Here is a 23,885-nt window from a genome sequence, read left to right as displayed (position 1 = left end):
CAAGCAAAATGATCGTATCGATCGTTGCCGCTTATCGCGTGCCGGGCGGCTCCATCGCCGCGCCCAGCACCTGGGCGGCGGTCTGCACCAGCGGAATCACCCGGTCGTAGGCCATGCGTTTGGGCCCGATCACGCCCAGCACGCCCAGCACCTGGCCATTGGCGGCGTACGGCGCGGTGACCAGCGAGACGTCGTCCAGCGACACCATGCCGGTCTCCTCGCCGATGAAGATGCGCACGCCCGGCGCCTGGATGGTGCGTTCGAGCAGCTGCAGGATCTCGCGCTTGCTGGCGAAGGCCTCGAACAGCTCGCGCAGCCGGTCCAGGTCCGACAGGTCCTGCACGCCCATCAGGCGGGTCTGCCCGGCCATCACCATGTCGTCGGCATCGGCCGGTACCAGCGCCTCGCTGGCCAGGTCCACGCTGTGCGCCAGCAACTGCTCCATCTCGTTCTTGGCCAGGCGCAACTCGCGCAACAGGCTGGCGCGGATGTCCGCCAGCGCGCGCCCGGCAAATTGCGCATTGAGGTAATTGGCCACCCGCTCCAGCTCGGCCGGCTCGTAGGCCCGGCGCGGCTCGATCACCCGGTTCTGCACCTCGTTGTCGGCAAACACCAGGATCGCCAGCACCCGCCGCGCGTCCAGCGCCACGAAGTCGATGTGCCGGAACGCGAACTGCTCGCGCCGCGGCGCGCTGACCACGCCGACGAAATGGCTCATCGCCGACAGCATCTGCGAGGCACTGCCCAGCAGCGACTGGGTGCCGTTGCCGCTGGCAAGCTCCGCGCGCAGGCGTCGCACTTCTTCCTCGCCGGGCGGCTGCATCTGCACCAGGCTGTCGACGAACACCCGGTACCCGTGCGCGGTGGGCACCCGCCCGGCCGATGTGTGCGGAGAGCTGAGCAGCCCCACATCCTCCAGGTCGGCCAGGATGTTGCGGATGGTGGCCGGGCTGACGTCCAGCCCTGCGTGCTGGGCCAGCGTCTTGGAGCCCACCGGCTCGCCGTCGCGGATATAGCGGGCAATCAGCGTCCGCAGCAGCTGGCGAGCGCGGGGGTCGAGCGTTGGGGACTGTGACGCGCGCATGGGATCATCCGGTGAGACTGGGCATAGATAATGTCTGGCCCTGCGGTTGGCAAGCGTCTTATTCCCTGCCCGCCGCTCCCACCCTAAGCTTCCCCAAAGCGTTCACACTCGACCCCATGCTCAGACACCTCTCCATCAAGGATTTCGCCGTCGTCCGCGCCACCGAACTGGAATTCGGGCCAGGCATGACCGTGGTTTCCGGCGAAACCGGCGCCGGCAAGTCGCTGATGGTGGACGCCCTGGGCTTTCTGTCCGGGCTGCGCGCCGACAGCGGCGTGGTCCGCCACGGCGCCGACCGCGCCGAACTGTCGGCCGAATTCCAGCTGCCGCCCCAGCACCCCGGCCTGACCTGGCTGTCGGACAACGAACTCGACGACGATGCGCAATGCCAGCTGCGCCGGGTCATCCGTGCCGATGGCGGCTCGCGTGCCTGGATCAACGGCCGCCCGGTGACCTCCTCGCAACTGGCGGAACTGGCTTCGCGGCTGGTGGAGATCCATGGCCAGCACGAACACCAGGCCCTGATGGCCCGCCACAGCCAGCTCGCCCTGCTCGACGCCTATGCCCGCAACGGCGCGCAGCGCGAGCAGGTGCGCCAGGCCAGCCAGCGCTGGCAGGCCCTGCTGGACGAGCGCGACGCGCTGTCCGCGCAAGGCGATGTCTCCGACCGCATCGGTTTCCTGGAACACCAGCTCGGCGAACTGGAACGCGAGGACCTGGACCCGGCCGCGATCGCCGCGCTGGACGTCAATCACCGCCGCCAGGCGCATGCCACCGCCTTGATCGGCGCCTGCGACAGCGTGGCCCTGCAGCTCAATGGCGACGACGGCGCCTGCGCGCTGGGCCTGCTGCAGGACAGCCGCCACGACCTGGCGCGCGTGGCCGAGCACGAGCCACGCCTGGGCGAGGTCGATGCGCTGCTGGACAGCGCGGTCATCCAGATCGAAGAGGCGCTGGCCCTGCTCGACCGCGTGCGCGACGACCTGGAGGCCGACCCGGCCCAGTTCGAGGCGATGGAGCGCCGGCTCGGCCGCCTGCACGATCTGGCGCGCAAGCATCGCGTCACCCCGGACGAGCTGGCCGCCCAGCGCGAGCGCATGAGCCTGGAAGTGGAAAGCCTGCGCGGCGCCGACGAGCGCCTGCAGCAGCTGGAAAAGCACATCGAGGCGGCAATCGGCGTCTGGCGCAGTGCAGCCAGCACCCTCAGCGCCAGCCGCACGGCCGCTGCCGAGGCCCTGTCGGCCGCCACCACCACGCTGATCGGCGAGCTGGGCATGGGCGGCGGGCAGTTCCTGATCCAGCTGCAGCCGCAGGACACCCTGCGCCCGGATCCCAATGGCGCCGAGCGGGTGGAATTCCTGGTCGCCGCCAATGCCGGGCAGCCACCCCGCGCATTGCGCAAGGTCGCCTCCGGCGGCGAGCTGTCGCGGATTTCACTGGCCATCGAGGTCGCCGCCCTCGGTCTGGACAGCGTGCCGACCATGGTCTTCGACGAGGTCGATTCCGGCATCGGCGGCGCGGTGGCGGACATCGTCGGGCAGAAGCTGCGCGCCCTGGGCGAAGAGCGCCAGGTGCTGTGCGTGACCCACTTGCCGCAGGTGGCCGCCAAGGGCCATGCGCACTATCGGGTCAGCAAGGCGCCGGTGGACGGCATGACCCAGAGCGCGGTCGAACTGCTCGGCCCGCAGGCCCGCCAGGAAGAACTGGCGCGCATGCTGGGCGGGGTAGAAGTCAGCAAGGAAGCCCGCGCGGCGGCACGCAAGCTGCTGCAGAGCGCCTGAGCAGATGGGCGTGGCGTCGGCAAGCTCGGGGTGGCCGGGCAGCCGATGGCTGCAAACGCACAAGGCGGCCGAAGCCGCCTTGTCGTTGCCGCAATGCCACTGGCTTGCCGTCAGCGCGGGCGCTTCTTGCGCACGTACAGCACCAGCGAGTGCTCTTCCAGCTCGTAGCCATGCTGGGCGGCGATCTGACGCTGCAAGGCCTCGATCTCTTCGCTCTCGAACTCGATCACGTGGCCGGTGTCCACGTCCACCATATGGTCGTGATGGCCGCCGCGATCCAGCTCATAGACCGCCTGGCCGCCTTCGAAATTGTGCTTCAGCACCAGGCCGGCAGCCTCGAACTGGGTCAGCACCCGATAGACCGTGGCCAGACCGATTTCGTCGCCATGATCGAGCAGCTGCCGATAGATGTCTTCTGCGCTGAGGTGGTGCTGGTTGCTCTTCTGCTCGAGCAATTCCAGGATCCGCATCCGCGGATGGGTCACCTTGAGCCCGACTTTGCGCAGGTCGTGGGTTTCCATATGTTCTCCGTTCATTGGCGATTTAGCGCCAGCTGCCATCAAACGGGTCGCGGCGACCGGCGGGAGTGTATCATCGGCGTGATTTCCTCAGCACTTAATCCCCGATGCGTAATCTCCTGCTGGTCGCCGCCGTTGCTCTTTCCACCGCTGGCTGCGGCATCATCTACAAGCAGCCGATCTACCAGGGCAATCTGATCAAACAGAATGCCGTGGAGCAACTGCAGGTAGGCCAGAGCAAGCAGCAGGTCAGCGCGTTGCTGGGTACCCCCTCGATTCCCGATCCGTTCCATTCGCAGCGCTGGGACTACACCTCCACCCAGCGCGTGGACCGTCTGGCGCGTACCGAGATCAAGAACTTCACGGTGTTCTTCGAAAACGAGCAGGTCGTGCGCTGGGAAGGCGATTATTTCCCGTCGCAGGACGAGCAGCTGGCCAAGTCGGCGCCCAAGCAGTTCGGCCGCAATCTGGCCCGCGACAAGAAGAAGCAGCGCGGCCGTTGATGCGCTTGCTCGGCGGTCTTTCGGTCGTCTGAGTCGGTCAAATCAGAAAACGCATCCCTTTGAAAGGATGCGTTTTTTATTTGCCTGGTCGAAACGACGCGGTTGATCACGGACGACGGTGCCGAGCCAGCTGCCGATAGATGGGGCTTTCAGTCAGATGTTTTGCATCACCCTGCGCCGGTCCAGGCCGTCGGGTGCGTTCACGCCGCTGACCTGCTACCGGAACAGTTCGCTATCACGCGCACATGCATCGCGGTCCTGACAAGCCGCTACTTGCTGGGACCGGTTTTTTTGCTCGGTCCGGCACGGCGACGCCGCGCGTCCTTCGGATCCAGCAGCAGCGGCCTGAGCAGTTCGACCCGATCGCCGTCGCGCAGCACCTGATCCGCGCGCGCAATCAGCCCATGGATCGCCTGCGCCGCGGGTGGTCGGTCCGGCGCCAGACCGGACGCGGCAATCGCCTCGGCCACGGTGGCGCCCTCGGCCAGGTCCAGCGACACCGAACTGCAGCGGTCCGGCCAGGCCAGCACGACGTCGACGCGCATGCTCAGGTGTCGCCGCGATCGGCGACTCGCACGAAATCGTTGACCATGCGGTCGGCCAGGCCTTGGAAGCCCAGCGCCAGCGCCGGACCCAACAGCCGCGAGCTGGTTTCCACTTCCAGGGTCAGGCTGACCTTGCAGGCGTTCTCGCCCAGCGACTGGAATTCCCACAGGCCTTCCAGCCGCTTGAACGGCCCGTCGCGCAGATGCATGACGATGCGCTCGGGGCGTTCGAGCATGTTTTCGGTGGTGAACCAGGTGCGGAACGATCCCAGCCCCAGATCCAGCCGCGCAACGATGTGCGCCTGGTCCTGTTCAAGCACCTGCGCAGCATCGCACCAGCCGAAACGGCGCGGATAGGCGGCAACATCATTGACCAGGTCGAACATGCGGGTGGCGCTGTGTTCGACCAGGGCGCTGCGACGGATGGTAGGCATTCGCTAACTTGTGAAAGACAGAAGATCGTTTGATGACGCCGAATCGGCGACAATAGCGGCATGAGCAAGAAACCAGCCAAGGATAAAGCAAACGGCGCGACGGCCACGAAAACCATCGCGCTGAACAAGCGTGCGCGCTACGAATACCACCTGGAAGAGCGCTACGAAGCCGGCTTGGCGCTGCAGGGCTGGGAAGTCAAGGCGATCCGCGCCGGTCGCGCCAACATCATCGACGGCTACGCCTACGTGCGTTCAGGCGAGATCTTCCTGATCGGCGCGCAGATCACCCCGCTGATCCAGGCCTCCAGCCACACCGTGCCGGTGGAACGCCGCGACCGCAAGCTGCTGCTGCACCGCCGGGAGATCGACAAGGTGTTGAGCAGCGTCGAACGCGACGGCTACACCCTGGTGCCCACCGCGCTGTACTGGAGCAACAACAAGGTCAAGCTGGAAATCGCACTGGCCAAGGGCAAGCAGAACCACGACAAGCGCGACGCCGCCAAGGACCGCGACTGGCAGCGCGACAAGCAGCGCGTGATGCGGCGGCATAACCGCGACGCGTGAGTGGGGAATCGGGAATGGAGAATCGCAAGAGCTGGGCAGGCTCACTGCGTTGATCTCAGCTGCGTTGACCTCACGTTAGTTAAAGACGCGGGCATTGCTGGATCCGTGAGAAGCATCGCGCTTTTACGATTCCCGATTCCCCACTCCCGATTCCTCACGTCGCCCCAAGCATCCGCATCAAATTCGGCACCCCCCTGCCCTGCACATAGCGATCGCGCTGCAGGTCGGTGCAGGTGTCCAGCATCAGTTGCTTGACCCGGTCCGGGAAGCCGATGAACTCGCGGCGTGCGGAGAGGAATCCGGCCAGCACGCCGGAGACGTGCGGTGCGGCCATGCTGGTGCCGCTCATCTCCACCATCAGGCTCGCCGGGTCGTTCGGGTCGAAGTCGTAATAGGCCGACAGGATCTTTTCGCCCGGCGCCACGACGTCCGGCTTGCCGCGACCATCGGCGGTCGGCCCGCGCGAGGAAAAATACGACACGCCGTAATTGTGCGGGCTGCTCTTGTGCACCGAGCCGACCACGATGGCGTCTTCCAGATTGCCCGGGTCGCTGATCGACAGATCCATGTTGGCCGGATATGCATCGCCGTCGTTGCCCATCAACCACGCCAGGCCCTCGTTGCCGGCGGCCACCACCACCAGCACGCCTTGCCGCCATAGCCGCCGCAGCTCGTTGCACAGCGGCGTAAAACCGCAGCCATAGCTCTCCGGATCGAAGTAACCGCCAAGGCTCAGATTGACGCCGTGGATGACCAGCTCGCCGGCACGCTCGTTGATTGCCGCCACCTGCTGCACCGCCTTGATCATCCACGAATCGCGGCCGTTGCCGGCATCGTCCAGCACCTTGAAACCGTAGAGCTGGGTATCCGGCGCCATGCCGGCGAACTCCAGCGGCTTGCCCGGGTTGCCCTGCGCGTCGGCAATCACCGCGCGGCTCTGGCCGGCGATGATCCCGGCGATATGCGTGCCGTGCCCGTGCCGATCCAGCCGGGCGAAGGCATCGCCGTCAGCGCGTGTCAGTCGCTTGGCTGCGCCGCGGCGCGTGCAATCCCATTGCGCCACCACCGTGTCGCGCTCGCCCTTTGCGAAGAAATGCGGATGACTGGCCGCGATACCGGTGTCCAGCACTGCCCAGCCGATCTGCTGGCCGCGTGCGCGATACGCAGTGCGCGCCGCATCGGCATGCAGGACGTTGCCGGACACGTTGATCAACGCGCGCTTGCCGGCATCGCGCCACATGCGCCGGAATCCCAATGCCCGGTAGCGGTCCTGCAGCGATTCGATCTCGAACCGCGTCAGCCGTGCCGACACAAACCGCTGCAGGCCATCTTCCAGCGCGATCGCCTCGTCCAGCGCTTCGCCGCTCAAGCCGGTGGTGCCTGCAGCGGCCTGGCGCAGTTGCGCCAGCAGCAGCGCACGCGTGCCGGCCGGATCATCGCCCGACACCCGCCGATCCAGCTCGATGAGCACCTCGTGCCGGTACTCGGCGCCATGCGCTTCCAGTTGCTCGCTGAGATCCTTGATCAGCACGGCATTGGACACCGGTTGATCGAAACCGACGCCCACCGCCTCGCGCACCGCCGCACGCACCTGCGGGATCGACAGGTAGCCCGAACCCGAATGCGCATTGTGCTGCCAGTCCGGGTTCAAGCGCGCGCCTGAGAGGTTTTCGAACCGTCCCTTCGCATTGGCGATGTCGTCGCTGAGATCCGGATCCAGCGCGATCGGATCGCGCGTATCGGCGACGTTGATCCAGCGCCGCACGCACAGAGGAAACGGCAGCTTGCGCGTGCCGGTCCAGCGCTTGAACATGCTGCGCACCTGCGGCAGGCCAAGGGGCGAGCCCAGGGTCAGGAACAGGCTGACCTCGCACTCGGCAGCCTGGAGCTGACGCAGCACGTCGAAGGCGATCATCGACCCCTGGCTGTGCGCGACCACCACGAACGGCCCGCCCCCCGAGCGCAGGCGCTGCACCAGGCTGTCGCGCATCAACGCTGCACGCTCGGGCACGAAGAACAAATCGTGCACGTCCTGCAGCAGCGCGGCCGAGATCAGCCGCAGCAACACCCGGTTGATCGCATCGATCGGACCTTTGGCCTGCACCTCGCCGGCTGCCGGCATGGCGGGCGCGGCGTCCAGCTCGTCCAGCAACCGATGCAGATCGCTGCGCTCCTGCTCGCTCTGCGCCAGGGCGTCGGCGAGCAGATGCAGGTCCTGCTCGCCTGGCACCAGCCCGAGCGTGCTCAAGGCGCGCTGCACGCTCTGATTGAGCGCCGGGCCGACATCGCGCGCATCGCAATTGCCGGGTTCGGCAACCGGATAGCGCTCGCGATTGACCCAATACGCCAGGCGCGTGCGCTCGCCCATCGGCCGCCCGAACAAGGCCTTGTCCCACTGACAGCGCAACACCTCGGCCGGCGGCTTGTTGCCGATGCCATGGATGTAGATCACCGTGCGCGCCTTGCCCTGCACGCGTGTCAGCGTGGTGTCCTGCGCCTCCTGCTGCGGGGCCGTGGCTGCGCGCCGAGGCTTGGCTGCATCGACACCTGGTGCGCGCTTGCGGGGGACGCTACGTGCCTGCCGCGAACGGGGGGGCTTGCCTGTCGCCATCGCTTCTCTCCTTGATTACCAGACTATTCCGTCCGATAGGACTGAAGCCACTGTAAGCGCCGCACGTCTCACCACTTGTGACAAGGCGCCCCGATCCCTACACTGATCAGGTCAGCGTTTTGATGCTTTCCCCGGGGGTGCACTGGTTTCGACGGGGGTCGCGAAGTCGCTTGGCGCATGCCGAGGGGGCAGCTTTCCTCGTTAATCCAGCAGCAAACTTTTAGTTGCCAACGATGACAACTACGGTTCGGACTTCGCTATCGCCGCTTAATTGGCTTTAGTTGTAGTTCTACAGCCGCCTAAGGCGAACCCCCGAACCTACTTGTGCCCGTGCTCGTAGGTGTAGGGTCATTATCACGGAACCATCGGTAGTGGCTGCCTGTCAGCTACCGGTTAGATAAAGCAGGCTGGTTTCCAGGTGCGCTTTGCCAACCGTGCTGCCTGGGAATGAGATCTAACGGAGGGCTAAGCATGTAGTGCTGGGGATGGAGTGCTTCCGGACGGCGGTTCGATTCCGCCCACCTCCACCAAACAACGGTCCTAAGACGACCGACTAAGGCCGGGACTCCTCGATGCAGAGGGCTCCCGGCCTTTTTCATGGGCGATACCGGACCGCCGGCTCTGGAGACCGCGTGATCTGCCGCCAACTGGCGCTGACAGGCTGCCGCGCCAGCCGTTGCCAGATGCGGACACAAGACAGGCCGAAAATTGCGCCGGTGCTGGTGCACGCGTCGAACGCCTGCGGCGTGCGCCTACCCTCCAGCGCGCGGGTCTTTCACGCCTTCTCCCTACGCCCGCCGGGAACTTGCCACGCATCGGCCGCGCGTGCGCCACGCGTGAGTGCACGCCGGCAGGATGCGTCAATTACTGACGTGGGCGGTCTGTTCGGTGCGCCCGGCAGGTCCGTCCGCAACGACGTTGACTGGCTCGTGTGCCGGTGCCGCATCGCCACGCAGTTGGTCGAAGAGCGCAAGCAGTTCGGTGGCTTCCTGTTGCAACAGGACCAGGGCACTTTTGTTGGGTTCTTGCATGTCGCCTCCGTCCAAGACGCTCCCCAGCGTTGTCCAGGGCTGGAGCAAACCGCATGCCAGCCTGTCTGGTGCTGGCTTGGCCGATGCGACCATGCGCACCAGCACCTGCGCTCAGGCGGGTTCGAGCTGTCGTTGCGCTTCGGCGTGCATGGCCTCCAGCGTCACCATGCCGGCGACGCGAGCGGCCGCCATGGCGCTGCGGTGGTCGGGAAACGTGGCAGAAAGTGCGCTGCCTGCCCGGTCGCCGGCGCTTCCGGCACCGATCTGGGCGATCTGCCAGTCGGCAACCCAGCCGGGGCTCGGGCCATCGCCCCGGGCAGCGCGGCAGGTCAATTGATAGCTACCTAGAAAAATGACCAATCTGTTGCCCGGCTCGATGACGAGCGTAAAGCATATCGCTGTGCCGCCGCAGGAGCGACCTTGAGCCCGTCCCGCAGCTGACTGGCAAGCGAAGTGAAGCATAGGCACGCGACTTGCATCGGCCTCTACTAGACAATCAGTGTCGGGGAAACACGGTGTTGACCAAGAAAGCAAAACGCCACGCTGCCGGCGCCTTGTTGCTCGGCGGGATGATCTTCGTCCTGATCGGCATAGGCGGGTATTTGACCACGCAGCGTTCGCTGTCCGACGCCGGCTGGGTGACGCACACGCAGGAGGTGATCGCCAGCATCGACGAGATCCAGGCCGGAATGCTGTCGGCGGAGTCGTCGGTGCGCGGCTATGTCTTGACCGACAACGAAGCGTTTCTCGGGGTGTACGCCGATGCGATCGGGCGACTGCCCGAGCGCATCGTGCGGCTGGACGCCCTGGTGCAGGACAACCCGGTACAGCGGCGCCATGTCGTGGAGCTTGGACGCCTGGTGGACATTCGCCTGACGCAGATCGACGACCTGTTGCACAGCTACCGCAAGCAGGGCCTGGATGGGGCGCGCGCCTCGATCGCACGTGGCGTGTTCCAGACCTCGTCTTCGCTGCGCCGCCAGGTGCAGGTCATGACGGAACTGGAGCGCCAGCAACTGGTGAAGCGCAATGACACCAACACGCGCAGTGCGCAGTGGGTGCTGTGGGTCACGGTGGTCGGGATTTTCAGCGGCTTGCTGGTGATGTTGGTGGCCTACCGGCTGCTGTCACGCGAACTGGAACGGCGCGTGCGGGCCGAGGACGCCGCCAGCACGACCAGCGAGCGCCTGATCGAATCGTTCGCCACACTCGAACGCACGTCGGCGGGACTGGAGGCGCTGGCGCGTTACTCGGGGTTGCTGCAGAACTGCCGCGATGCCGAGGAAGCACTGGAAATCACCGCACGCACGATCGCGCCGCTGGTGCCGGGCGCGGCCGGTGCGGTCTATCTGCTGCGCGCCTCGCGCGATCGTGCCGAACAGGTGGTGGCCTGGGGCACGATGGCCGACGACGACAACGCCAGCATCGCGCCGGACACCTGCTGGGCCTTGCGCCGCGATCGCACGCATGTGGTGCAAGACGCCAGCCAGGGCATGCTCTGCCAGCACGTCGGCGCCAATCTTCCGGCGCACGCGAGCACCGTCTGCATCCCGTTGTCGGCACAGGGCACGCAGTTGGGGATGCTGGCGCTGCGCAGCGAGGATCCGCGCGACCTGGCCTCGTTGACCGTGGCCGAGGCAGCGGCCGAACAATTGTCGCTGGCGCTGCACAACCTGCGTCTGCGCGAAACGCTGCGGCAACAGTCCATCCGCGATCCGTTGACCGGACTGTATAACCGCCGGTATCTCGAAGAGGCGCTCAATCACGAACTGGCGCGCTGCACGCGACGGGTACAGCCCTTGTCGGTGCTGATGCTGGATGTGGACCACTTCAAGCAGTTCAACGACCTGCACGGCCACAGCGGCGGTGATCGCGTCCTGGCGGCGATCGGCGAATTCCTGCTGGCGCAGACGCGCGGCGAAGACATCTGCTGCCGCTACGGCGGCGAAGAGCTGACGATCATCCTGCCGGAAGTGGACCTGGCGACCGCCTGCCGGATGGCCGAGAAGCTGCGCGCCGGCATCGAGTCCCTGCAGGTCATGGCCGATGGCGTCTCGTTGCCGAAGGTCAGTGCATCGTTCGGCGCGGCCAGCTTTCCCGAGCATGCAGGCAACATGGCGCAGCTGCTGCGGCGCGCGGACGAGGCGCTGTACCGCGCCAAGCAGGCCGGACGCAATCAGGTGGTCAGTGCCGGCGCGTCGGCCACACGGTAAGCCACGCCGTTACCAGCATTGGGGCTGCGCCTGCAGCCCCACCTTCGCGCCGCCCCGGCCGACTGCGATGCAGGCGGCTTGGTTGGGCAGAGCAGCAATCACGTGCAGCTCTGCCCATCCTCATCGGTAGGAATCAGGCCAGCGCCCGCCAGCATGCCATCCACACGGGTCCGCACATAGGCTGCGTCCTCGGCCGCGGCGCTGCTCAGCAGGGCCTGGGCACGCGCCTGGAAATCGAGGTAGTCGAAATCCGCGTCCTCATCGGCGGACAGCTGCGGCAGTTCGTCCTGCAGCGCATCCAGGCGCGTGTCGAGTTCTTCGCGTGTGGGCATGGCAGACTCCGACGACAAAGACGCTACGGTTGCGGCTAGGCCGTCAAGGATGTGCGAAGCCCGGCCCGGCAACGCTTCATTTTCCTACCCGTTGCCGCGGCGCGTGCACGCTCAACTTTCGCAAGGCTCCGCCGATAATGATGCCGACTCCTATAGAACCTTCCCTGTGATCCTCCACCTGCGGCGGGATTTCCGCCTCGGCATCGTCAAGACGCTGGGGCCGATCACCGCGCTGTTGCTTTGCCTTTATGCGGTGTACCTGGCCATCACCGGTCAGGCGCTGGCCTGCCTCATCACCGCCTCGCTCGGTATGTTTGCGATATGGCGGGGCTGGAGGATGCGCGATGCCGAACGCACTGGCGCTGGTGGCGTGTGGCTGGCCTCCATCAACGTCGGTGGCTGTCTCGTGGCCTGCTGGACCGGCGGCGATGGTGCCCTGCCCTGGCTGTTTCCGGTGTTGGCCACCAACTACTTCCTGTGCGGCCCGCAACGCGCGGTGCTGCTGAGCCTGCCGCTGCTGGCGGCACTACTGCTGTTGCCTGGCCTGATCGTCAGCCCCGGCCAGGGCGTGTCGACGGTCGTGGTGACGGTGGTGACGCTGGCGGTGGGCTATGCGTTTTCGTTGCGCATGCAGGACGACCGCGTGCATCTGGAAGAACTGGCCTCGCTGGATGCGCTGACCGGCCTGCCCAACCGACGCATGCTCGAGCGTGCGCTCACCCACCAGATCGATCGGCGCCAGCCGCATGAACGGCTCAACAGCCTGATCATCCTGGATCTGGACCATTTCAAGGAGGTCAACGATCTGTACGGGCATGCCGCAGGCGATGCCGCGCTGTCGGATCTGGCCACCATCCTGCGTTTCGAAGTGCGCGAGCCGCATCAGGTGTTCCGCTTCGGCGGCGAAGAATTCGTGGTGTTGTTGCGTGCCGGCTCCTTGCAGGAACTGGAAGCGGCCACCGAACGCCTGCGCAAGGTGATCCGCAACGGTCTGCGCGGCCCGGGTGGCCGTATCACGGTATCGCTGGGCGCGGCGCGCCACGATGGCGAGACGCATTGGCAGGACTGGTTCTCGCGGGCCGATGCCGCGCTGTATCTGGCCAAGAACGGCGGCCGCGACAGCGTACGGGTGGCCGACTGAGCGCAGGCCGTCGTCTCAGCGCCTGGTCAGTGGGCACACCGGCTCGGTGCTGAGATCCCGGCACCGCGTTGGCCAACAGCCGACAACGCGTCGGCGCCGCTTGTCGCAGGCCGGCGCAGCTGACAGTGGCTCACACGGCTGGCGAACAGCCATCAGGCAACCCGGCAACCGGCGGGTACCGGTGATGCTTGCCGATGGCGAGCCCTGGCCGCACTCGCCCGCCGGCGGTCCATCAGGGAGTCAGCCGCGCCAGACGGTTACGTCTCCGAGTGAGACTGCGGGGCGACCTGACCGCCGCCCCGCATGCCTGCCTAGCGATCGAGCACTGCCACCGGTGCTGCAGGCGCCTGGTCCTGCTTCCAGCCGCCCAAGGCCTTGTACACACCGACCACACCGACATTGACCGCTGCTTCGGCCTGCGCCAATGCATCGTCGGCGGCCAACTGGGTGCGTTGTGCGTCCAGCAGGGTCAGGAAGTCTTCCGAGCCCTCGCGGTAGCGGATCTGCGCCAGTTGTTCGGCACGCCGCGCCGCATTGGCCTGCTCCACCACGATCGCCAGGCGCGCCTGCTGGCGGCCGTAGCCGATCAAGGCGTTCTCGGTGTCTTCCAGCGCCAGCAACACCGTCTGCTGGTATTGCGCCAACGCGCCGTCGGCCTGCGCCTTGCTGGCACGCAGGCGTGCACGCACGGTGCCGAAGTCGAATGCCGCCCAACTGATCGACGGGGTGATCGACCAGGCCTTGCCGCTGCCCTCGGTCAGCCTGGCCGCGTCGCCGGACAGGAAGCCGACAAAGCCGCTGACGCTGATGCGCGGAAACAGGTCGGCCGTGGCTACGCCGACCTGCGCGGTGGCCGCCGCCAGCCGACGTTCGGCGCTGCGCACGTCCGGGCGCTGACGCAGCAATCCGGCGGTATCGCCCAGCGGTAACGCACGTGCGAACGCCGGCGTGGTGCGCGCCACCAGGGTGGCATCCAGGGCATTGGGCGGCTGGCCGAGCAGCACCGCCAGGCGATGGCGGTACTGCGCTTCGGCGGTTTCCAGCAACGGGATGTCCGCCTCGATCGCCTTCAACCGCGCCAGGCTGCTCTGCACATCCAGCTCGCTGCCCGCGCCCAGGTCCCAACGCGTCTGCGTCAGCCGCTGGGTGTCGTGCAGGTTGGTCAGCGTGCGCTTGGAAACCTCCAGCTGCTTCTGCGTGCCGCGCAACTCGAAGTAGTTGCGCGCCACTTCGGCAGCGACGGTGACCTGCACGTCGAGCAGGCCGGCCTGCTCGGCTTCCAGATCCGCGCGTGCCGCTTCGGAGGCGCGCCGCTGACGGCCGAACAGATCCAGCTCCCAGGCCGCATCCAGCCCCAGGGTGGTCTGCTCGGTGAGGAAGCGCTGGTTGCCGGCGACCACCTGCTGTTGCTCGCGGCGATCGAAGCTGCCCTGCGCGGTGATGTGCGGGGCCTGGTCGAGGCGACGCTCGACGAACACCGCACGCGCCTGCTTGACGCGCGACACGGCGATGCGCAGATCGTGGTTGGCGAACAAGGCATCGCGCACCAACTGTTCCAGCACCGGGTCGTCGAACTGCGACCACCAGTTGCCGACCGGCGATTCGGCGCTGAAGGCCGCGTCCTGCGCGCCCTGCAAGGTCACCGCGGCCGGCGGGTCGGGCCGGTAATCCGGCCCGACCGCGCAACCGCTGAGCACCAGCGCGGCCAGTGCCACGCTCAGAAGGTTTCTTACCATGGCAACACTTCTCCCAAATGCGTGAAGCTGCCGGTGGCGCCGTGCGCGTCGAGCAGCGCCATCTGCACGCTGCTGTGCGCGCCCTGCTCTACCTCGATCTCGCCACCACCGCCGTTCATGTCGGTTTTGACGTAGCCCGGATGCACGGTGTTGACCTTGATGGCGGTGTCGCGCAGCTCATGGGCCAGATGCACCGTCCAGCTGTTGACCGCGCTCTTGGAGGCGTCGTAGGCGGGAATCTTGAAGTCGTAGATCGGCGAGCCGGGCTGGGTATGCAGGGTCAGCGAGCCAAGCATGCTGGACACATTGACGATGCGTCCGGCCAGCGAACGACGCAGCAGCGGCAGGAACGCCTTGGTGACGCTGACGACCGCGAACAGGTTGGTGTCGAAGGTCCGCTTCCACACCTCCAGGCTCTGCTGCGACGGGGTGCGCTGCATGTCCTCGATCATGATGCCGGCGTTGTTGATCAGGATGTCCAGGTGGCCGTGACGCTGTTCCACCGTGCCGACCGCCGCGGCGATGCTGATGTCGTCGTTGACGTCGAGCTGGATGGCTTCCACCGGCAGGCCTTCGGCCTGCAGCTTGAGTGCGGCGGCGACGGCATCGTCGCGCTTGCGGCCTGCCAGCAGCGTGTGCACGCCGGCCTGGGCCAGCTGCCGGACGGTTTCCAGGCCGATACCTCGGGTGGCGCCGGTGACCAATGCGATCTTGTGGTTGCTCATTTCAATGTCCTTCTACTGCGAATGGGGGTTGGGAATGACGCACTCACGCCTTGACGTGATCGTGCGCAACAGCGGCCGGTGCGGCGGGTTCGCGACGCGTCACCCACTTGCGCAGGGCCACGTAGAACACCGGGGTCAGGAATAGCCCGAACAGGGTCACGCCAAGCATGCCGGCGAACACGGTGATGCCGGTGACCGAGCGCACTTCGGCGCCGGCGCCATGCCCGAACACCAGCGGCACGGTGCCGGCGATGAAGGCGATGGAGGTCATCACGATCGGACGCAGACGCAGGCGGCAGGCTTCCAGCGCGGCCTCGACGATGCCCTTGCCGTGCATTTCGAGTTCGCGGGCGAACTCCACGATCAGGATCGCGTTCTTGCATGCCAGGCCCATCAGCACCACCAGGCCTACCTGCACGAACACGTTGTTGTCGCCACCGGTGAGCCACACGCCGAACAAGGCAGACAGCAGGGTCATCGGCACGATCAGGATCACCGCCAGCGGCAGCGTCCAGCTCTCGTACAACGCGGCCAGCACCAGGAACGCCAGCAACACCGCCATCGGGAACACGATCAACGCCGAGTTGCCCTGGGTGGATTGCTGATAGCTCAGGTCGGTCCACTCGATGTTCATGCCATTGGGCAACACCTTCGGCGCCATGCCGGCCAGCGTCTGCATCGCCTGGGTGGAGGAGAGCACGCGCGGGTCCGCCTCACCGATCAGATCGGCGGCCGGATAGCCGTTGTAGCGGATCACCGGATCCGGGCCGTAGGTCTGCCCCAGCGTGACCATGCTGCCGATCGGCACCATCTGCCCGCGATCGTTGCGGGTGCGCAGGTTGGCGATGTCCTCGACGCTGTCGCGGAACTGTCCATCGGCCTGGGCGATCACCTGGTAGGTGCGACCGAAGCGATTGAAGTCGTTGATGTAGGACGAGCCCAGATAGGTCTGCAGCGTGTCGAACAGATTGGTCAGCGGCACGCCCTGTGCCTTGGCCTTGTCGCGATCGACCTTGGCATCGAGCTGCGGCACATTGGCCTGATACGTGCCGATCGGGAACTGCATGCCCGGCGTCTGCGAGATCGCACCGGACATCGCATTGACCGCACTCTGCAACTGGCCATAGCCCAGGCCGGCGCGGTCCTGGATATACAGCGAGTAGCCCGAGCCCTGCCCCAGGCCCAGGATCGGCGGCGGCATGAACGCAAACGCAAAACCCTGCTGGATCTGGCTGATGCGCGCATTGATCTCCGCGTTGATCTGCGCCGCCGTGCGGCTGCGCTGACTGAACGGCTTGAGCGTCAGGAATACCGTGCCGGTATTGGGCGTATTGGTGAACTGCAGTGGATTCAGGCCCGGAAACGCGATCGCGTGGTCCACGCCTTCGGTCTGCAAGGCGATCTGGGTGATCTGACGGATCACCTCGTTGGTGCGTTCCAGCGAGGCGCCTTCCGGCAACTTGGTGCCGGCAATCAGGTACAGCTTGTCCTGGGTCGGGATGAAGCCGCCCGGCACCACCTTGAACATGAAACCGGTGACCACCAGCAGCAGCACATACACCGCGAACACCACGCCACGCTTGCCCAGGGTCCGCGAGACCGCGCCCTGGTACTTGTGCGAACTGCTGTTGAAGAAGCGGTTGAACGGACGGAACAACCAGCCGAACAAGCGGTCGATCAACCGCGATGGGCCATCTTTCGGTGCGTCATGCGGCTTGAGCAGCATGGCGGCCAGTGCCGGCGACAGGGTCAGCGAGTTGATCGCCGAAATCACCGTGGAAATGGCGATGGTCACCGCGAACTGCTTGTAGAACTGGCCGGTCACGCCCGACAGGAACGCCATCGGCACGAACACCGCGCACAGCACCAGCGCGATCGCGATGATCGGCCCGGAGACTTCGCGCATCGCCTGATGCGCCGCGGCCAGAGGGGCCAGGCCTTCTTCGATGTTGCGTTCGACATTTTCCACCACCACGATCGCATCGTCGACCACGATGCCGATCGCCAGCACCAGGCCGAACAGGCTCAGCGTGTTGATCGAAAAACCCAGCAGGTACAGCGCGGCGAACGTACCGACCACCGACACCGGCACCGCCAGCAACGGAATGATCGAGGCGCGCCAGGTCTGCAGGAACAGGATCACCACCAGCACCACCAGCAGCACCGCTTCCAGCAAGGTATGCACCACCGCGCTGATCGAGTCGCGCACGAACACGGTCGGGTCGTACGCAGCCGACCACGCCATGTCCTGCGGGAACTGCTTTTCCAGCTCGGCCATCTTGGCGCGCACCGCATCGGACAACTCGATCGCGTTGGCACCGGGCGACTGGAACACGCCCATGCCGACCGCGTTCTTGTTGTCCAGCTGCGAGCGCAAGGTGTAGTTGCCGGCGCCCAGTTCCAGGCGCGCCACATCCGACAGGCGCACGATCTCGCCGCTGTTGCCGCTGCGGATCACGATGTTGCCGAATTCTTCTTCGGTGGTCAGGCGGCCCTGGGCATTGATCGAGAGCAGGAAATCGCTCTTGTTGGGCATTGGCTCGGCACCGAGCTGGCCGGCGGAGACCTGCACGTTCTGCTCGCGGATGGCCGCGACCACATCGCTGGCGGTGAGCCCGCGCGCGGCGACCTTGTCCGGATCCAGCCAGATGCGCATGGCGTAATCGCCGGCACCGAAGATCTGGATCTGGCCCACGCCCGGCAGGCGCGACAGCTCGTCCTTGACCTTCAAGGTGGCGTAGTTGCTCAGGTACAGCGAGTCGTACTTGCCCTTGGGCGAGGTCAGATGCACGACCATGGTCAGCGTCGGCGACTGCTTCTGCGTGGTCACGCCCTGGCGCCGCACGTCCTCGGGCAGACGCGCCTGCGCCTGGCTGACGCGGTTCTGCACCTGCACCTGCGCCTGGTCCGGATCGGTGCCCGGCTTGAAGGTCACGGTGACCACCAGCACGCCATCGGAGCCGGCGACCGACTTCATGTACATCATGTCTTCCACGCCGTTGATGGCTTCCTCAAGCGGCGTGGCGACGGTCTCGGCGATGACCTTGGGGTTGGCGCCCGGATACACCGCACGCACCTGCACGCTCGGCGGCACCACTTCCGGGTACTCGCTGATGGGCAGCAGCGGCATGGCGATCAGGCCGGCGGCGAAGATGATGATCGACAGCACCGCGGCAAAGATCGGTCGGTCGATGAAAAAACGGGAAAAGTCCATGGGGGTGGTCCTGAAAGAGGTTGCCGCCGGATGGCGGCGCGGCACAGCGGGCCCGAGCCGGCCTCGTTGCGAGGCCGGTGGTCACGGGTGCGATGCAGCGATGAATCAGTTCGACGCGGTGCGCTTGTCCGGTGCGGTGGCCATGGCAACGGGCTTGGCATCGACCGGCATGCCGGGCATGAAGATCTTCTGCACGCCATCGACCACCACGCGGTCGCCGGCAGCCAGTCCCTTGCGCACGATGCGCAGGCCGTCGGCATTGCGGCCAAGCTCGATATCGCGCCGTTGTGCCTTGCCGTCCTTGTCGACCACGTACACGTACTTGCGGTCCTGGTCGGTCAGCACGGCCTTTTCGTCGACCAGCATGGCCTTGAACTGGCCGCTGCCCAGCAACTGCACGTGCGCATACAGGCCCGGCGTGAACTGGCGCTGGGCGTTGTCCAGCACTGCGCGCACGCGGATGGTGCCGGTGCTGCGGGTGACCTGGTTATCCAGGAAATCCACGCGCCCGGTGTGCGGGAAGCCCTGCTCGCCGACCAGGCCGATGCGCACCGGCAACTCGCCACCGCGCGCATCCGGGCGCTCGCCGTTGCGCGCCATCTGCGAATAACGCAGGAAGGTGCCTTCGTCGGCATCGAAGTACACGAACACCTTGTCCAGCGACACCAGCGTGGTCAGCACGCTGGCGCTGTCGCTGGCGGTGACCAGGTTGCCGGCGGTGACCATCGCACGTCCGGCGCGGCCATCGATCGGCGCACGCACGCGGGTCCAGTCCAGGTTGAGCTTGGCGGTATCCAGCGCAGCCTGCGCGGCCAGCAGATCGGCGTCGGCCTGATCGGCGGCAGCGCGACGCTGCTCCCAGGTCTCGGTGGAAATGGCCTGCTGGTCGGACAATTTGCGCGCGCGTGCCGCCTCGCTGCGGGCCAGCGTGGACTGCGTGCGTGCACGCACCAGCGCGGCGTTGGCGCGGGCGAATTCGGCACGGTAGCTGCGGTCGTCGATGCTGAAGAGCACATCGCCCTTCTTCACCTCGGCGCCTTCGACGTAATTGACCTTGTCGATATAACCGGACACGCGCGGGCGCAGCTCGACGCTTTCCACCGGCTCGATGCGGCCGCTGAATTCGTCCCACTGGCTGATTTCCTTCATCAACACCGGGGCGACGCTGACGCTGGGCGGCGGCGGCGCACCGGTCTCGGCAGCCTTGCTACCGCAACCGGCCAGCACAACCGCGAGTACGGCGCCCGTCAATACAGTACGCAAGGGAAAACGGAACGGGGTGGCGTTCGGGGTCATGGGGAGATCTCTCGGGTGGGGATGGGAAAATGCAGACCGGCAAGCCGGTCGGCCGATGGAGCGGCGTGCGGGCGACGGCTGACGGTCACGATGGCTTGCCCGGGCTGGCCAGGCCCGGCGATCAGCGAGACTGCGGCGCGGCCGACATCCACGGCGCGGATCCATTCCGGACACGCATCCTTGGCACGGCCCGGCGTGCACACCGGCTGCTCGACCGACAGCAGATGCACGCGGACGCCGAACGGCTTGGCTTCCTCGTGCAGGACCTGGGCGAGCATGCGCGTGGCCGCGGCGGCAACGGAGGTATCGCCGTGCGCAGCCCAGGCACGCAGCGCGCAGGGGCTGCCCAGCAGCAGGTAGCGACCGCCGCCCTCGGCCTCGGCCAGCAGCGGCAGCAGATGCCGCGCGGCCGCCAGATGCGGCAGCACGTCGCGCTCCAGGCGGCGACGCAGCGCAGCGACCGGGCGGTCCAGCAGGCGGCCGGCCTTCAGCGGGCTGCCCAGGCTGGCGATCACCGCCGCCAGCGGACGCGGGCGCTGCGCCAGTTCGCCGGCCAGCGCCTGCGCCGAGGCGTCGTCGGCCACCGAACCCCGCAAGGTCTCCAGCAGCGGTGTGTTGCCATGCTGCGCGCGCAGCGCGTCGAGCTTGGCGGTGTCGCGTCCAATCACCAGCACCGGCATCCCGGCATCGAGCAAGGCGGCGACGATCCCGGCGCCGACATCGCCCGTGCCGCCGATGACGGCCGTCTCGGATTGGACCATCCCGGTCATGGGACTTTCACTCCCGACATCGGGACAATGCCACGCTGCGCCAGACGCGCCGACAGTCCGGTCCGCTGCGCAGGCGCCCCGCCGGCCTGACGCCTGGGCGGCGTCGAAAATGCACGTGAAACACTGGCACGCGGGCTTCTCGCCGCCGGAATCACGGGATCGAAGGCGCCTTCGATGGCGCTACGGGAGGCGGACGACATGCCGAACACATTGCACAACCACATGGCCGTGCTCCTGGATGGAGGGGATGGCGCATAAGTTAGGCCTCAAACCAGCACTTGATTAGTCCGGATTTAGGGGAATAATCGTCCCGTAAGCGGTCTAATCCCTCCTGACCCCCGGAAGGCAGTCCCATGACTCACGATCTCAACGACACCCTGATCTTCGTCAAGGTGGTCGAACAAGGCAGCTTCATCGCGGCAGCCAACGCGCTTGGCCTGCCCAAGACCACCGTCAGCCGCAAGGTGCAGGAGCTGGAAACCCGCCTGGGTGCCCGCCTGCTGCACCGGACCACCCGCCGCATCGGCCTGACCGAAGCCGGCTCGGTGTACCACGAACACTGCCAGCGCATCGCGCGCGAACTGGAAGAGGCCGAGAGCGCCGTCGGGCAATTGCAGTCCGGCCCGCGCGGCTGGCTGCGTTTCACCGTGCCCTACTCGCTGGGCATCACCTGGATCGCACCATTGCTGGGCGAGTTCCATGCGCAGTACCCGGAAATCCAGCTGGACATGCATCTGGGCAACGAGAAGCTGGACCTGATCGGCGGCGAAGCCGATCTGGCATTGCGCGTCGGCGCCCTGCCCGATTCCAATCTGGTCGCGCGCAAGCTCGGCAGCCTGCGCACGCAGGTGTTCGCCAGCCCGTCCTACATCGAGCGCTATGGCGAGCCGTTGCATCCGGACGAGCTGCAGTTCCATCGCACGCTGGCGCTGCGCAAGAACCGCAACGTGCACAACAACCGCTTTTTCTGGTCGCTCAGCGACGGCAGCGATGTGCGCGATTTCCCGGTCAATCCGTTGATGGTTGCCAACGATCCGGCTGCGCTCAATGGCGCGGTGCTATGCGGCGAAGGCTTGCTGCTGACCGGCGACGTGATGGCCAAGCCATTCGTGCAATCGGGTCTGGTCCGCCGGGTGCTTGCGGGTTGGACCGGGCCGGAGGTGGACTTCAACGCGGTGTTCGCCGGCGGCCGTCTGGTCTCGCCGAAAGTGCGCGCCTTCGTGGACTTCCTGGTGACGCGGATGAACTTCGATGCGGATTACATGATGGCGCAGTGCCCTGCGCGTCTGGCGGCACAGAAGGCCGACAACGATGCGAAGATCGAAGTCGGCGCAGACGCGCAATTGCGTGCAGAAGGCAAGCGCATCCTGGAAAACGTCACGGCGTAGTCAGCACTCGAATAGTCGCCTAACGGAGCACCCTCGCCCCCTCGGGACAAGGTGCCCCAAGGGCGATGGGGAGACGTTACCCGTACAAGCGAAAACGTCCTGGCTGCTAATCTCGAATCCCGAATCGTTGCAGGAGTGTCTGTGCCATCAGGCTGGTACTTTTTGTCATGGCGAATCACCGCTGTCGACCGATGCAATCTTGAAGCGACCGAACGCGCGAGCTTTAGCGTGGTCTGGAGATCCGAAGCTGCGTTGGTCAACGCCTAGCGATAGCGTCTAACTGCAAGTCAAAAGACCAGTTGGTCGAGTGCGCGGTGCCCTCACCGCTTGCGGGACACGCCGTGAATCCGTCCATGGAGGCTCCTCGGCGGCATCCATGCCGCCGAGGAGCCCGCAACCGGCAAGGACACCGCACCAGAGAGTTGGTCGGCTGCCTTCTCGAAGGCATGTCGCTCGGCTTGCGCCAGACAGGTGAGAAGTTTGCAGGTCACGTGTTGAAAGCCTGTCGGCCGCCCCGTTTGCGATGGGAAGGCGATAAAAAGCTGATGGGACCCAGAGTGATCCGCTCAGCGCACCTCGTGCCCTGCTTGCAACCACGCACACCGACCATCCCGACAGGTCCTTGCCCGCCCACCGTCGCGGGACCTTGAGCGGCATGGATGCCGCGCCAGAGCCTACACGGACGTACTTGCGGCGTGTCCTGCGATGGTGGGCGGGCAAGGGCCCTGCAGAAGACCCGCAGATCGGCAGCTTCGCACCCGACGCATCCACACCATCCAATCACCACAAAGGCGACCAAAACCCGAACTTCTGCGGTGATGGAATGTTCAAGCCGGTTGATCTAGGTCGCGATGCTCTCCCCCTCCCTTCTCCCTGCACGCCGTAAATCCATCCATGGAAGGATCCATTCCGCCCCATGGCTCCCGCAACCGCAATGGAACCGCACCCGCCAAAACAGCACTCAAGAGACTGACGCGTCGCGCTTGATCAAAAAAATTCGCAGCGCAAAAAAACAGGCCGCTTGCGCGGCCCGTCTTGTTTACTCATCGCGGCTCGTCAATCGACTCGTCACGATTCAGTGCGGCACACTCAACGCATGCCGGTGTTGTTTCCGGCACCTTCGGAGCGCAGCGGAATCAGGCGGATTTCGACGCGGCGGTTCTGCGCGCGGCCGGCATCGGTGCTGTTGTCGGCAATCGGGTAGCGCTTGCCGGCACCCATGGTTTCCATCCGCTCGCGCTGCACGCCCTGTGCGGTCAGGTACTGCGCGACCGCGCCGGCGCGTTCTTCGGACAGACGCTGATTGACCGCGTCGCTGCCCACGCTGTCGGTATGACCGACCACTTCCACCATGGTCTGGTTGTATTCGCGCAGCGTGGAGGCCACGCCATTGAGCGCGCTGTAGAACTGCGGCTTCAACGCAGACTTGCCGAAGTCGAAGGTGATGCCGTCGGGCAGGTTCAGGGTGATGTTGTCGCCCTGGCGCTGCACTTCGATACCGGTGTTGGCGGTGCGCTCACGCAGCGCGCGCTCCTGGCGATCCTGGTACTGGCCAACCGCCGCGCCGCTGAGCGCGCCGATGCCGGCACCCACCATCGCATGCTGACGACGCTCGGTGGCGCTGTCGCCGGTCAGCAGACCAGCGGCTACACCGATCGCAGTACCGATCAGCGCGTTGCGGCCGGTGCGATTCTGCTGTTGCGTCTGCTCGCCGTACTGGTCGCGCTGCACATACGAGCCGCCGGTGGCGCAGGCGGACAACGCGATGGCGCTGGCCAGGGCAACGGCAAGGCTCTTGGTGGCTGCTGGGGACATGGTGTTCTCCTGTGGCCGGACCATCCGGCACTCAATCGTGTCGGCGAGGATAAACAGGCCAACGCGACTGGCGCATGATGAAACCGACCGCCGGCTGCATCTGGCTAGTGCTGCATTCAGGAAAACGTTTTCCGTTCGAACTGCGCCTTACATATCTGCATCGTCTTCGTGCGCGTGCCACGCA

General features: G+C 66.0%; 21 protein-coding genes and 1 other RNA gene. 7 read left to right on the top strand and 15 right to left on the bottom strand.

The window, feature by feature from the left end; translation table 11 throughout:
* Window positions 1-31: 31 nt before the first annotated feature.
* Window positions 32-1,084: a heat-inducible transcriptional repressor HrcA gene (hrcA, locus tag CPBF1521_RS07790; RefSeq protein WP_104583337.1), complete on the bottom strand. Its 1,053-nt coding sequence runs from the start codon at window positions 1,082-1,084 to the stop codon at window positions 32-34.
* Between the two features lie 116 nt (window positions 1,085-1,200).
* Here hrcA and recN point away from each other — a divergent pair, with 116 nt between their 5' ends.
* The gene (recN, locus tag CPBF1521_RS07785) at window positions 1,201-2,865 is read left to right on the top strand and encodes a DNA repair protein RecN (RefSeq protein ID WP_115676638.1); all 1,665 of its coding nucleotides are present in this window, start codon (window positions 1,201-1,203) and stop codon (window positions 2,863-2,865) included.
* Window positions 2,866-2,975: 110 nt separating this feature from the next.
* On the opposite strand, the gene fur is transcribed toward recN, so the two are convergent.
* Window positions 2,976-3,386: a ferric iron uptake transcriptional regulator gene (gene fur / locus CPBF1521_RS07780; RefSeq protein ID WP_016901564.1), complete on the bottom strand. Its 411-nt coding sequence runs from the start codon at window positions 3,384-3,386 to the stop codon at window positions 2,976-2,978.
* Between the two features lie 104 nt (window positions 3,387-3,490).
* Here fur and CPBF1521_RS07775 point away from each other — a divergent pair, with 104 nt between their 5' ends.
* Window positions 3,491-3,886, top strand: coding sequence for an outer membrane protein assembly factor BamE (locus tag CPBF1521_RS07775; protein ID WP_039528130.1), 396 nt, complete (start codon window positions 3,491-3,493; stop codon window positions 3,884-3,886).
* A gap of 269 nt (window positions 3,887-4,155) precedes the next feature.
* On the opposite strand, the gene CPBF1521_RS07770 is transcribed toward CPBF1521_RS07775, so the two are convergent.
* The gene (locus tag CPBF1521_RS07770) at window positions 4,156-4,431 is read right to left on the bottom strand and encodes an RnfH family protein (RefSeq protein ID WP_104583339.1); all 276 of its coding nucleotides are present in this window, start codon (window positions 4,429-4,431) and stop codon (window positions 4,156-4,158) included.
* Window positions 4,432-4,433: 2 nt separating this feature from the next.
* A complete protein-coding gene (locus CPBF1521_RS07765; protein ID WP_104583340.1) occupies window positions 4,434-4,865 on the bottom strand; it encodes a type II toxin-antitoxin system RatA family toxin in 432 nt (143 codons plus the stop codon).
* A gap of 60 nt (window positions 4,866-4,925) precedes the next feature.
* Between CPBF1521_RS07765 and smpB the strand changes: the two genes are divergently transcribed.
* On the top strand, window positions 4,926-5,429 hold the full coding sequence (gene smpB, locus CPBF1521_RS07760) for an SsrA-binding protein SmpB (protein ID WP_039520446.1): 504 nt from the start codon (window positions 4,926-4,928) through the stop codon (window positions 5,427-5,429).
* Window positions 5,430-5,583: 154 nt separating this feature from the next.
* Here the strand turns inward: smpB and CPBF1521_RS07755 are convergent, their stop codons facing one another.
* Window positions 5,584-8,040 (bottom strand): S8 family peptidase, encoded by a 2,457-nt coding sequence (locus CPBF1521_RS07755; protein ID WP_115676637.1) that lies wholly within the window; start codon window positions 8,038-8,040, stop codon window positions 5,584-5,586.
* Window positions 8,041-8,173: 133 nt separating this feature from the next.
* Here CPBF1521_RS07755 and ssrA point away from each other — a divergent pair.
* Window positions 8,174-8,570, top strand: a transfer-messenger RNA (tmRNA) gene (gene ssrA, locus CPBF1521_RS07750).
* A gap of 330 nt (window positions 8,571-8,900) precedes the next feature.
* On the opposite strand, the gene CPBF1521_RS21470 is transcribed toward ssrA, so the two are convergent.
* Window positions 8,901-9,071, bottom strand: coding sequence for a hypothetical protein (locus tag CPBF1521_RS21470; RefSeq protein WP_164739080.1), 171 nt, complete (start codon window positions 9,069-9,071; stop codon window positions 8,901-8,903).
* Window positions 9,072-9,182: 111 nt separating this feature from the next.
* Window positions 9,183-9,431 (bottom strand): hypothetical protein, encoded by a 249-nt coding sequence (locus CPBF1521_RS07745; protein ID WP_115677062.1) that lies wholly within the window; start codon window positions 9,429-9,431, stop codon window positions 9,183-9,185.
* 155 nt (window positions 9,432-9,586) lie between these two features.
* Between CPBF1521_RS07745 and CPBF1521_RS07740 the strand changes: the two genes are divergently transcribed.
* On the top strand, window positions 9,587-11,284 hold the full coding sequence (locus CPBF1521_RS07740) for a sensor domain-containing diguanylate cyclase (protein ID WP_115676636.1): 1,698 nt from the start codon (window positions 9,587-9,589) through the stop codon (window positions 11,282-11,284).
* A 98-nt stretch (window positions 11,285-11,382) separates the two neighbouring features.
* On the opposite strand, the gene CPBF1521_RS07735 is transcribed toward CPBF1521_RS07740, so the two are convergent.
* Window positions 11,383-11,616, bottom strand: a complete 234-nt coding sequence (locus CPBF1521_RS07735) for a hypothetical protein (protein ID WP_370659371.1) — start codon at window positions 11,614-11,616, stop codon at window positions 11,383-11,385.
* Window positions 11,617-11,782: 166 nt separating this feature from the next.
* Between CPBF1521_RS07735 and CPBF1521_RS07730 the strand changes: the two genes are divergently transcribed.
* Complete coding sequence (locus tag CPBF1521_RS07730; protein ID WP_104583344.1) at window positions 11,783-12,757, top strand: GGDEF domain-containing protein; 975 nt, start codon at window positions 11,783-11,785, stop codon at window positions 12,755-12,757.
* 311 nt (window positions 12,758-13,068) lie between these two features.
* Here the strand turns inward: CPBF1521_RS07730 and CPBF1521_RS07725 are convergent, their stop codons facing one another.
* From CPBF1521_RS07725 to CPBF1521_RS07700, 6 genes are all read right to left on the bottom strand, one after another.
* Window positions 13,069-14,493, bottom strand: coding sequence for an efflux transporter outer membrane subunit (locus CPBF1521_RS07725; RefSeq protein ID WP_104583345.1), 1,425 nt, complete (start codon window positions 14,491-14,493; stop codon window positions 13,069-13,071).
* The gene (locus CPBF1521_RS07720) at window positions 14,487-15,218 is read right to left on the bottom strand and encodes an SDR family oxidoreductase (RefSeq protein ID WP_016904913.1); all 732 of its coding nucleotides are present in this window, start codon (window positions 15,216-15,218) and stop codon (window positions 14,487-14,489) included. Before CPBF1521_RS07720 ends, CPBF1521_RS07725 begins: the two co-directional genes overlap by 7 nt.
* Window positions 15,219-15,261: 43 nt before the next feature.
* Window positions 15,262-18,432: an efflux RND transporter permease subunit gene (locus CPBF1521_RS07715; protein WP_115676634.1), complete on the bottom strand. Its 3,171-nt coding sequence runs from the start codon at window positions 18,430-18,432 to the stop codon at window positions 15,262-15,264.
* Window positions 18,433-18,537: 105 nt separating this feature from the next.
* Window positions 18,538-19,728, bottom strand: a complete 1,191-nt coding sequence (locus CPBF1521_RS07710) for an efflux RND transporter periplasmic adaptor subunit (protein WP_115676633.1) — start codon at window positions 19,726-19,728, stop codon at window positions 18,538-18,540.
* The gene (locus tag CPBF1521_RS07705) at window positions 19,725-20,498 is read right to left on the bottom strand and encodes an SDR family oxidoreductase (protein ID WP_104648380.1); all 774 of its coding nucleotides are present in this window, start codon (window positions 20,496-20,498) and stop codon (window positions 19,725-19,727) included. The genes CPBF1521_RS07710 and CPBF1521_RS07705 overlap by 4 nt, the downstream gene beginning before the upstream one ends.
* Entirely contained in the window at window positions 20,495-20,722 is a 228-nt protein-coding gene (locus CPBF1521_RS07700) for a hypothetical protein (protein ID WP_115676632.1), read from the bottom strand. Before CPBF1521_RS07700 ends, CPBF1521_RS07705 begins: the two co-directional genes overlap by 4 nt.
* A 129-nt stretch (window positions 20,723-20,851) precedes the next feature.
* Here CPBF1521_RS07700 and CPBF1521_RS07695 point away from each other — a divergent pair, with 129 nt between their 5' ends.
* On the top strand, window positions 20,852-21,886 hold the full coding sequence (locus tag CPBF1521_RS07695) for an XC_2801 family transcriptional regulator (protein ID WP_104583349.1): 1,035 nt from the start codon (window positions 20,852-20,854) through the stop codon (window positions 21,884-21,886).
* Window positions 21,887-22,975: 1,089 nt separating this feature from the next.
* Here the strand turns inward: CPBF1521_RS07695 and CPBF1521_RS07685 are convergent.
* A complete protein-coding gene (locus CPBF1521_RS07685; protein WP_016902719.1) occupies window positions 22,976-23,701 on the bottom strand; it encodes a YiaD family glycine zipper/OmpA-like lipoprotein in 726 nt (241 codons plus the stop codon).
* Window positions 23,702-23,885: the final 184 nt, after the last annotated feature.

This window comes from Xanthomonas euroxanthea, from assembly GCF_900476395.1.
In the GTDB taxonomy this organism is placed as follows: domain Bacteria; phylum Pseudomonadota; class Gammaproteobacteria; order Xanthomonadales; family Xanthomonadaceae; genus Xanthomonas; species Xanthomonas euroxanthea.
This window is presented reverse-complemented; position numbering and strand designations above follow the sequence as displayed.

What these genes read in the sequence shown, in the direction of transcription:
- CPBF1521_RS07705 (WP_104648380.1), bottom strand. Translation starts at nt 20,498, where the DNA reads ATGACCGGGATGGTCCAATCCGAGACGGCCGTCATCGGCGGCACGGGC.
- CPBF1521_RS07685 (WP_016902719.1), bottom strand. Translation starts at nt 23,701, where the DNA reads ATGTCCCCAGCAGCCACCAAGAGCCTTGCCGTTGCCCTGGCCAGCGCC.
- hrcA (WP_104583337.1), bottom strand. Translation starts at nt 1,084, where the DNA reads ATGCGCGCGTCACAGTCCCCAACGCTCGACCCCCGCGCTCGCCAGCTG.
- recN (WP_115676638.1), top strand. Translation starts at nt 1,201, where the DNA reads ATGCTCAGACACCTCTCCATCAAGGATTTCGCCGTCGTCCGCGCCACC.
- fur (WP_016901564.1), bottom strand. Translation starts at nt 3,386, where the DNA reads ATGGAAACCCACGACCTGCGCAAAGTCGGGCTCAAGGTGACCCATCCG.
- CPBF1521_RS07700 (WP_115676632.1), bottom strand. Translation starts at nt 20,722, where the DNA reads ATGTGGTTGTGCAATGTGTTCGGCATGTCGTCCGCCTCCCGTAGCGCC.
- CPBF1521_RS07755 (WP_115676637.1), bottom strand. Translation starts at nt 8,040, where the DNA reads ATGGCGACAGGCAAGCCCCCCCGTTCGCGGCAGGCACGTAGCGTCCCC.
- CPBF1521_RS21470 (WP_164739080.1), bottom strand. Translation starts at nt 9,071, where the DNA reads ATGCAAGAACCCAACAAAAGTGCCCTGGTCCTGTTGCAACAGGAAGCC.
- CPBF1521_RS07695 (WP_104583349.1), top strand. Translation starts at nt 20,852, where the DNA reads ATGACTCACGATCTCAACGACACCCTGATCTTCGTCAAGGTGGTCGAA.
- CPBF1521_RS07735 (WP_370659371.1), bottom strand. Translation starts at nt 11,616, where the DNA reads ATGCCCACACGCGAAGAACTCGACACGCGCCTGGATGCGCTGCAGGAC.
- CPBF1521_RS07715 (WP_115676634.1), bottom strand. Translation starts at nt 18,432, where the DNA reads ATGGACTTTTCCCGTTTTTTCATCGACCGACCGATCTTTGCCGCGGTG.
- CPBF1521_RS07765 (WP_104583340.1), bottom strand. Translation starts at nt 4,865, where the DNA reads ATGCCTACCATCCGTCGCAGCGCCCTGGTCGAACACAGCGCCACCCGC.
- CPBF1521_RS07725 (WP_104583345.1), bottom strand. Translation starts at nt 14,493, where the DNA reads ATGGTAAGAAACCTTCTGAGCGTGGCACTGGCCGCGCTGGTGCTCAGC.
- smpB (WP_039520446.1), top strand. Translation starts at nt 4,926, where the DNA reads ATGAGCAAGAAACCAGCCAAGGATAAAGCAAACGGCGCGACGGCCACG.
- CPBF1521_RS07720 (WP_016904913.1), bottom strand. Translation starts at nt 15,218, where the DNA reads ATGAGCAACCACAAGATCGCATTGGTCACCGGCGCCACCCGAGGTATC.
- CPBF1521_RS07775 (WP_039528130.1), top strand. Translation starts at nt 3,491, where the DNA reads ATGCGTAATCTCCTGCTGGTCGCCGCCGTTGCTCTTTCCACCGCTGGC.
- CPBF1521_RS07770 (WP_104583339.1), bottom strand. Translation starts at nt 4,431, where the DNA reads ATGCGCGTCGACGTCGTGCTGGCCTGGCCGGACCGCTGCAGTTCGGTG.
- CPBF1521_RS07710 (WP_115676633.1), bottom strand. Translation starts at nt 19,728, where the DNA reads ATGACCCCGAACGCCACCCCGTTCCGTTTTCCCTTGCGTACTGTATTG.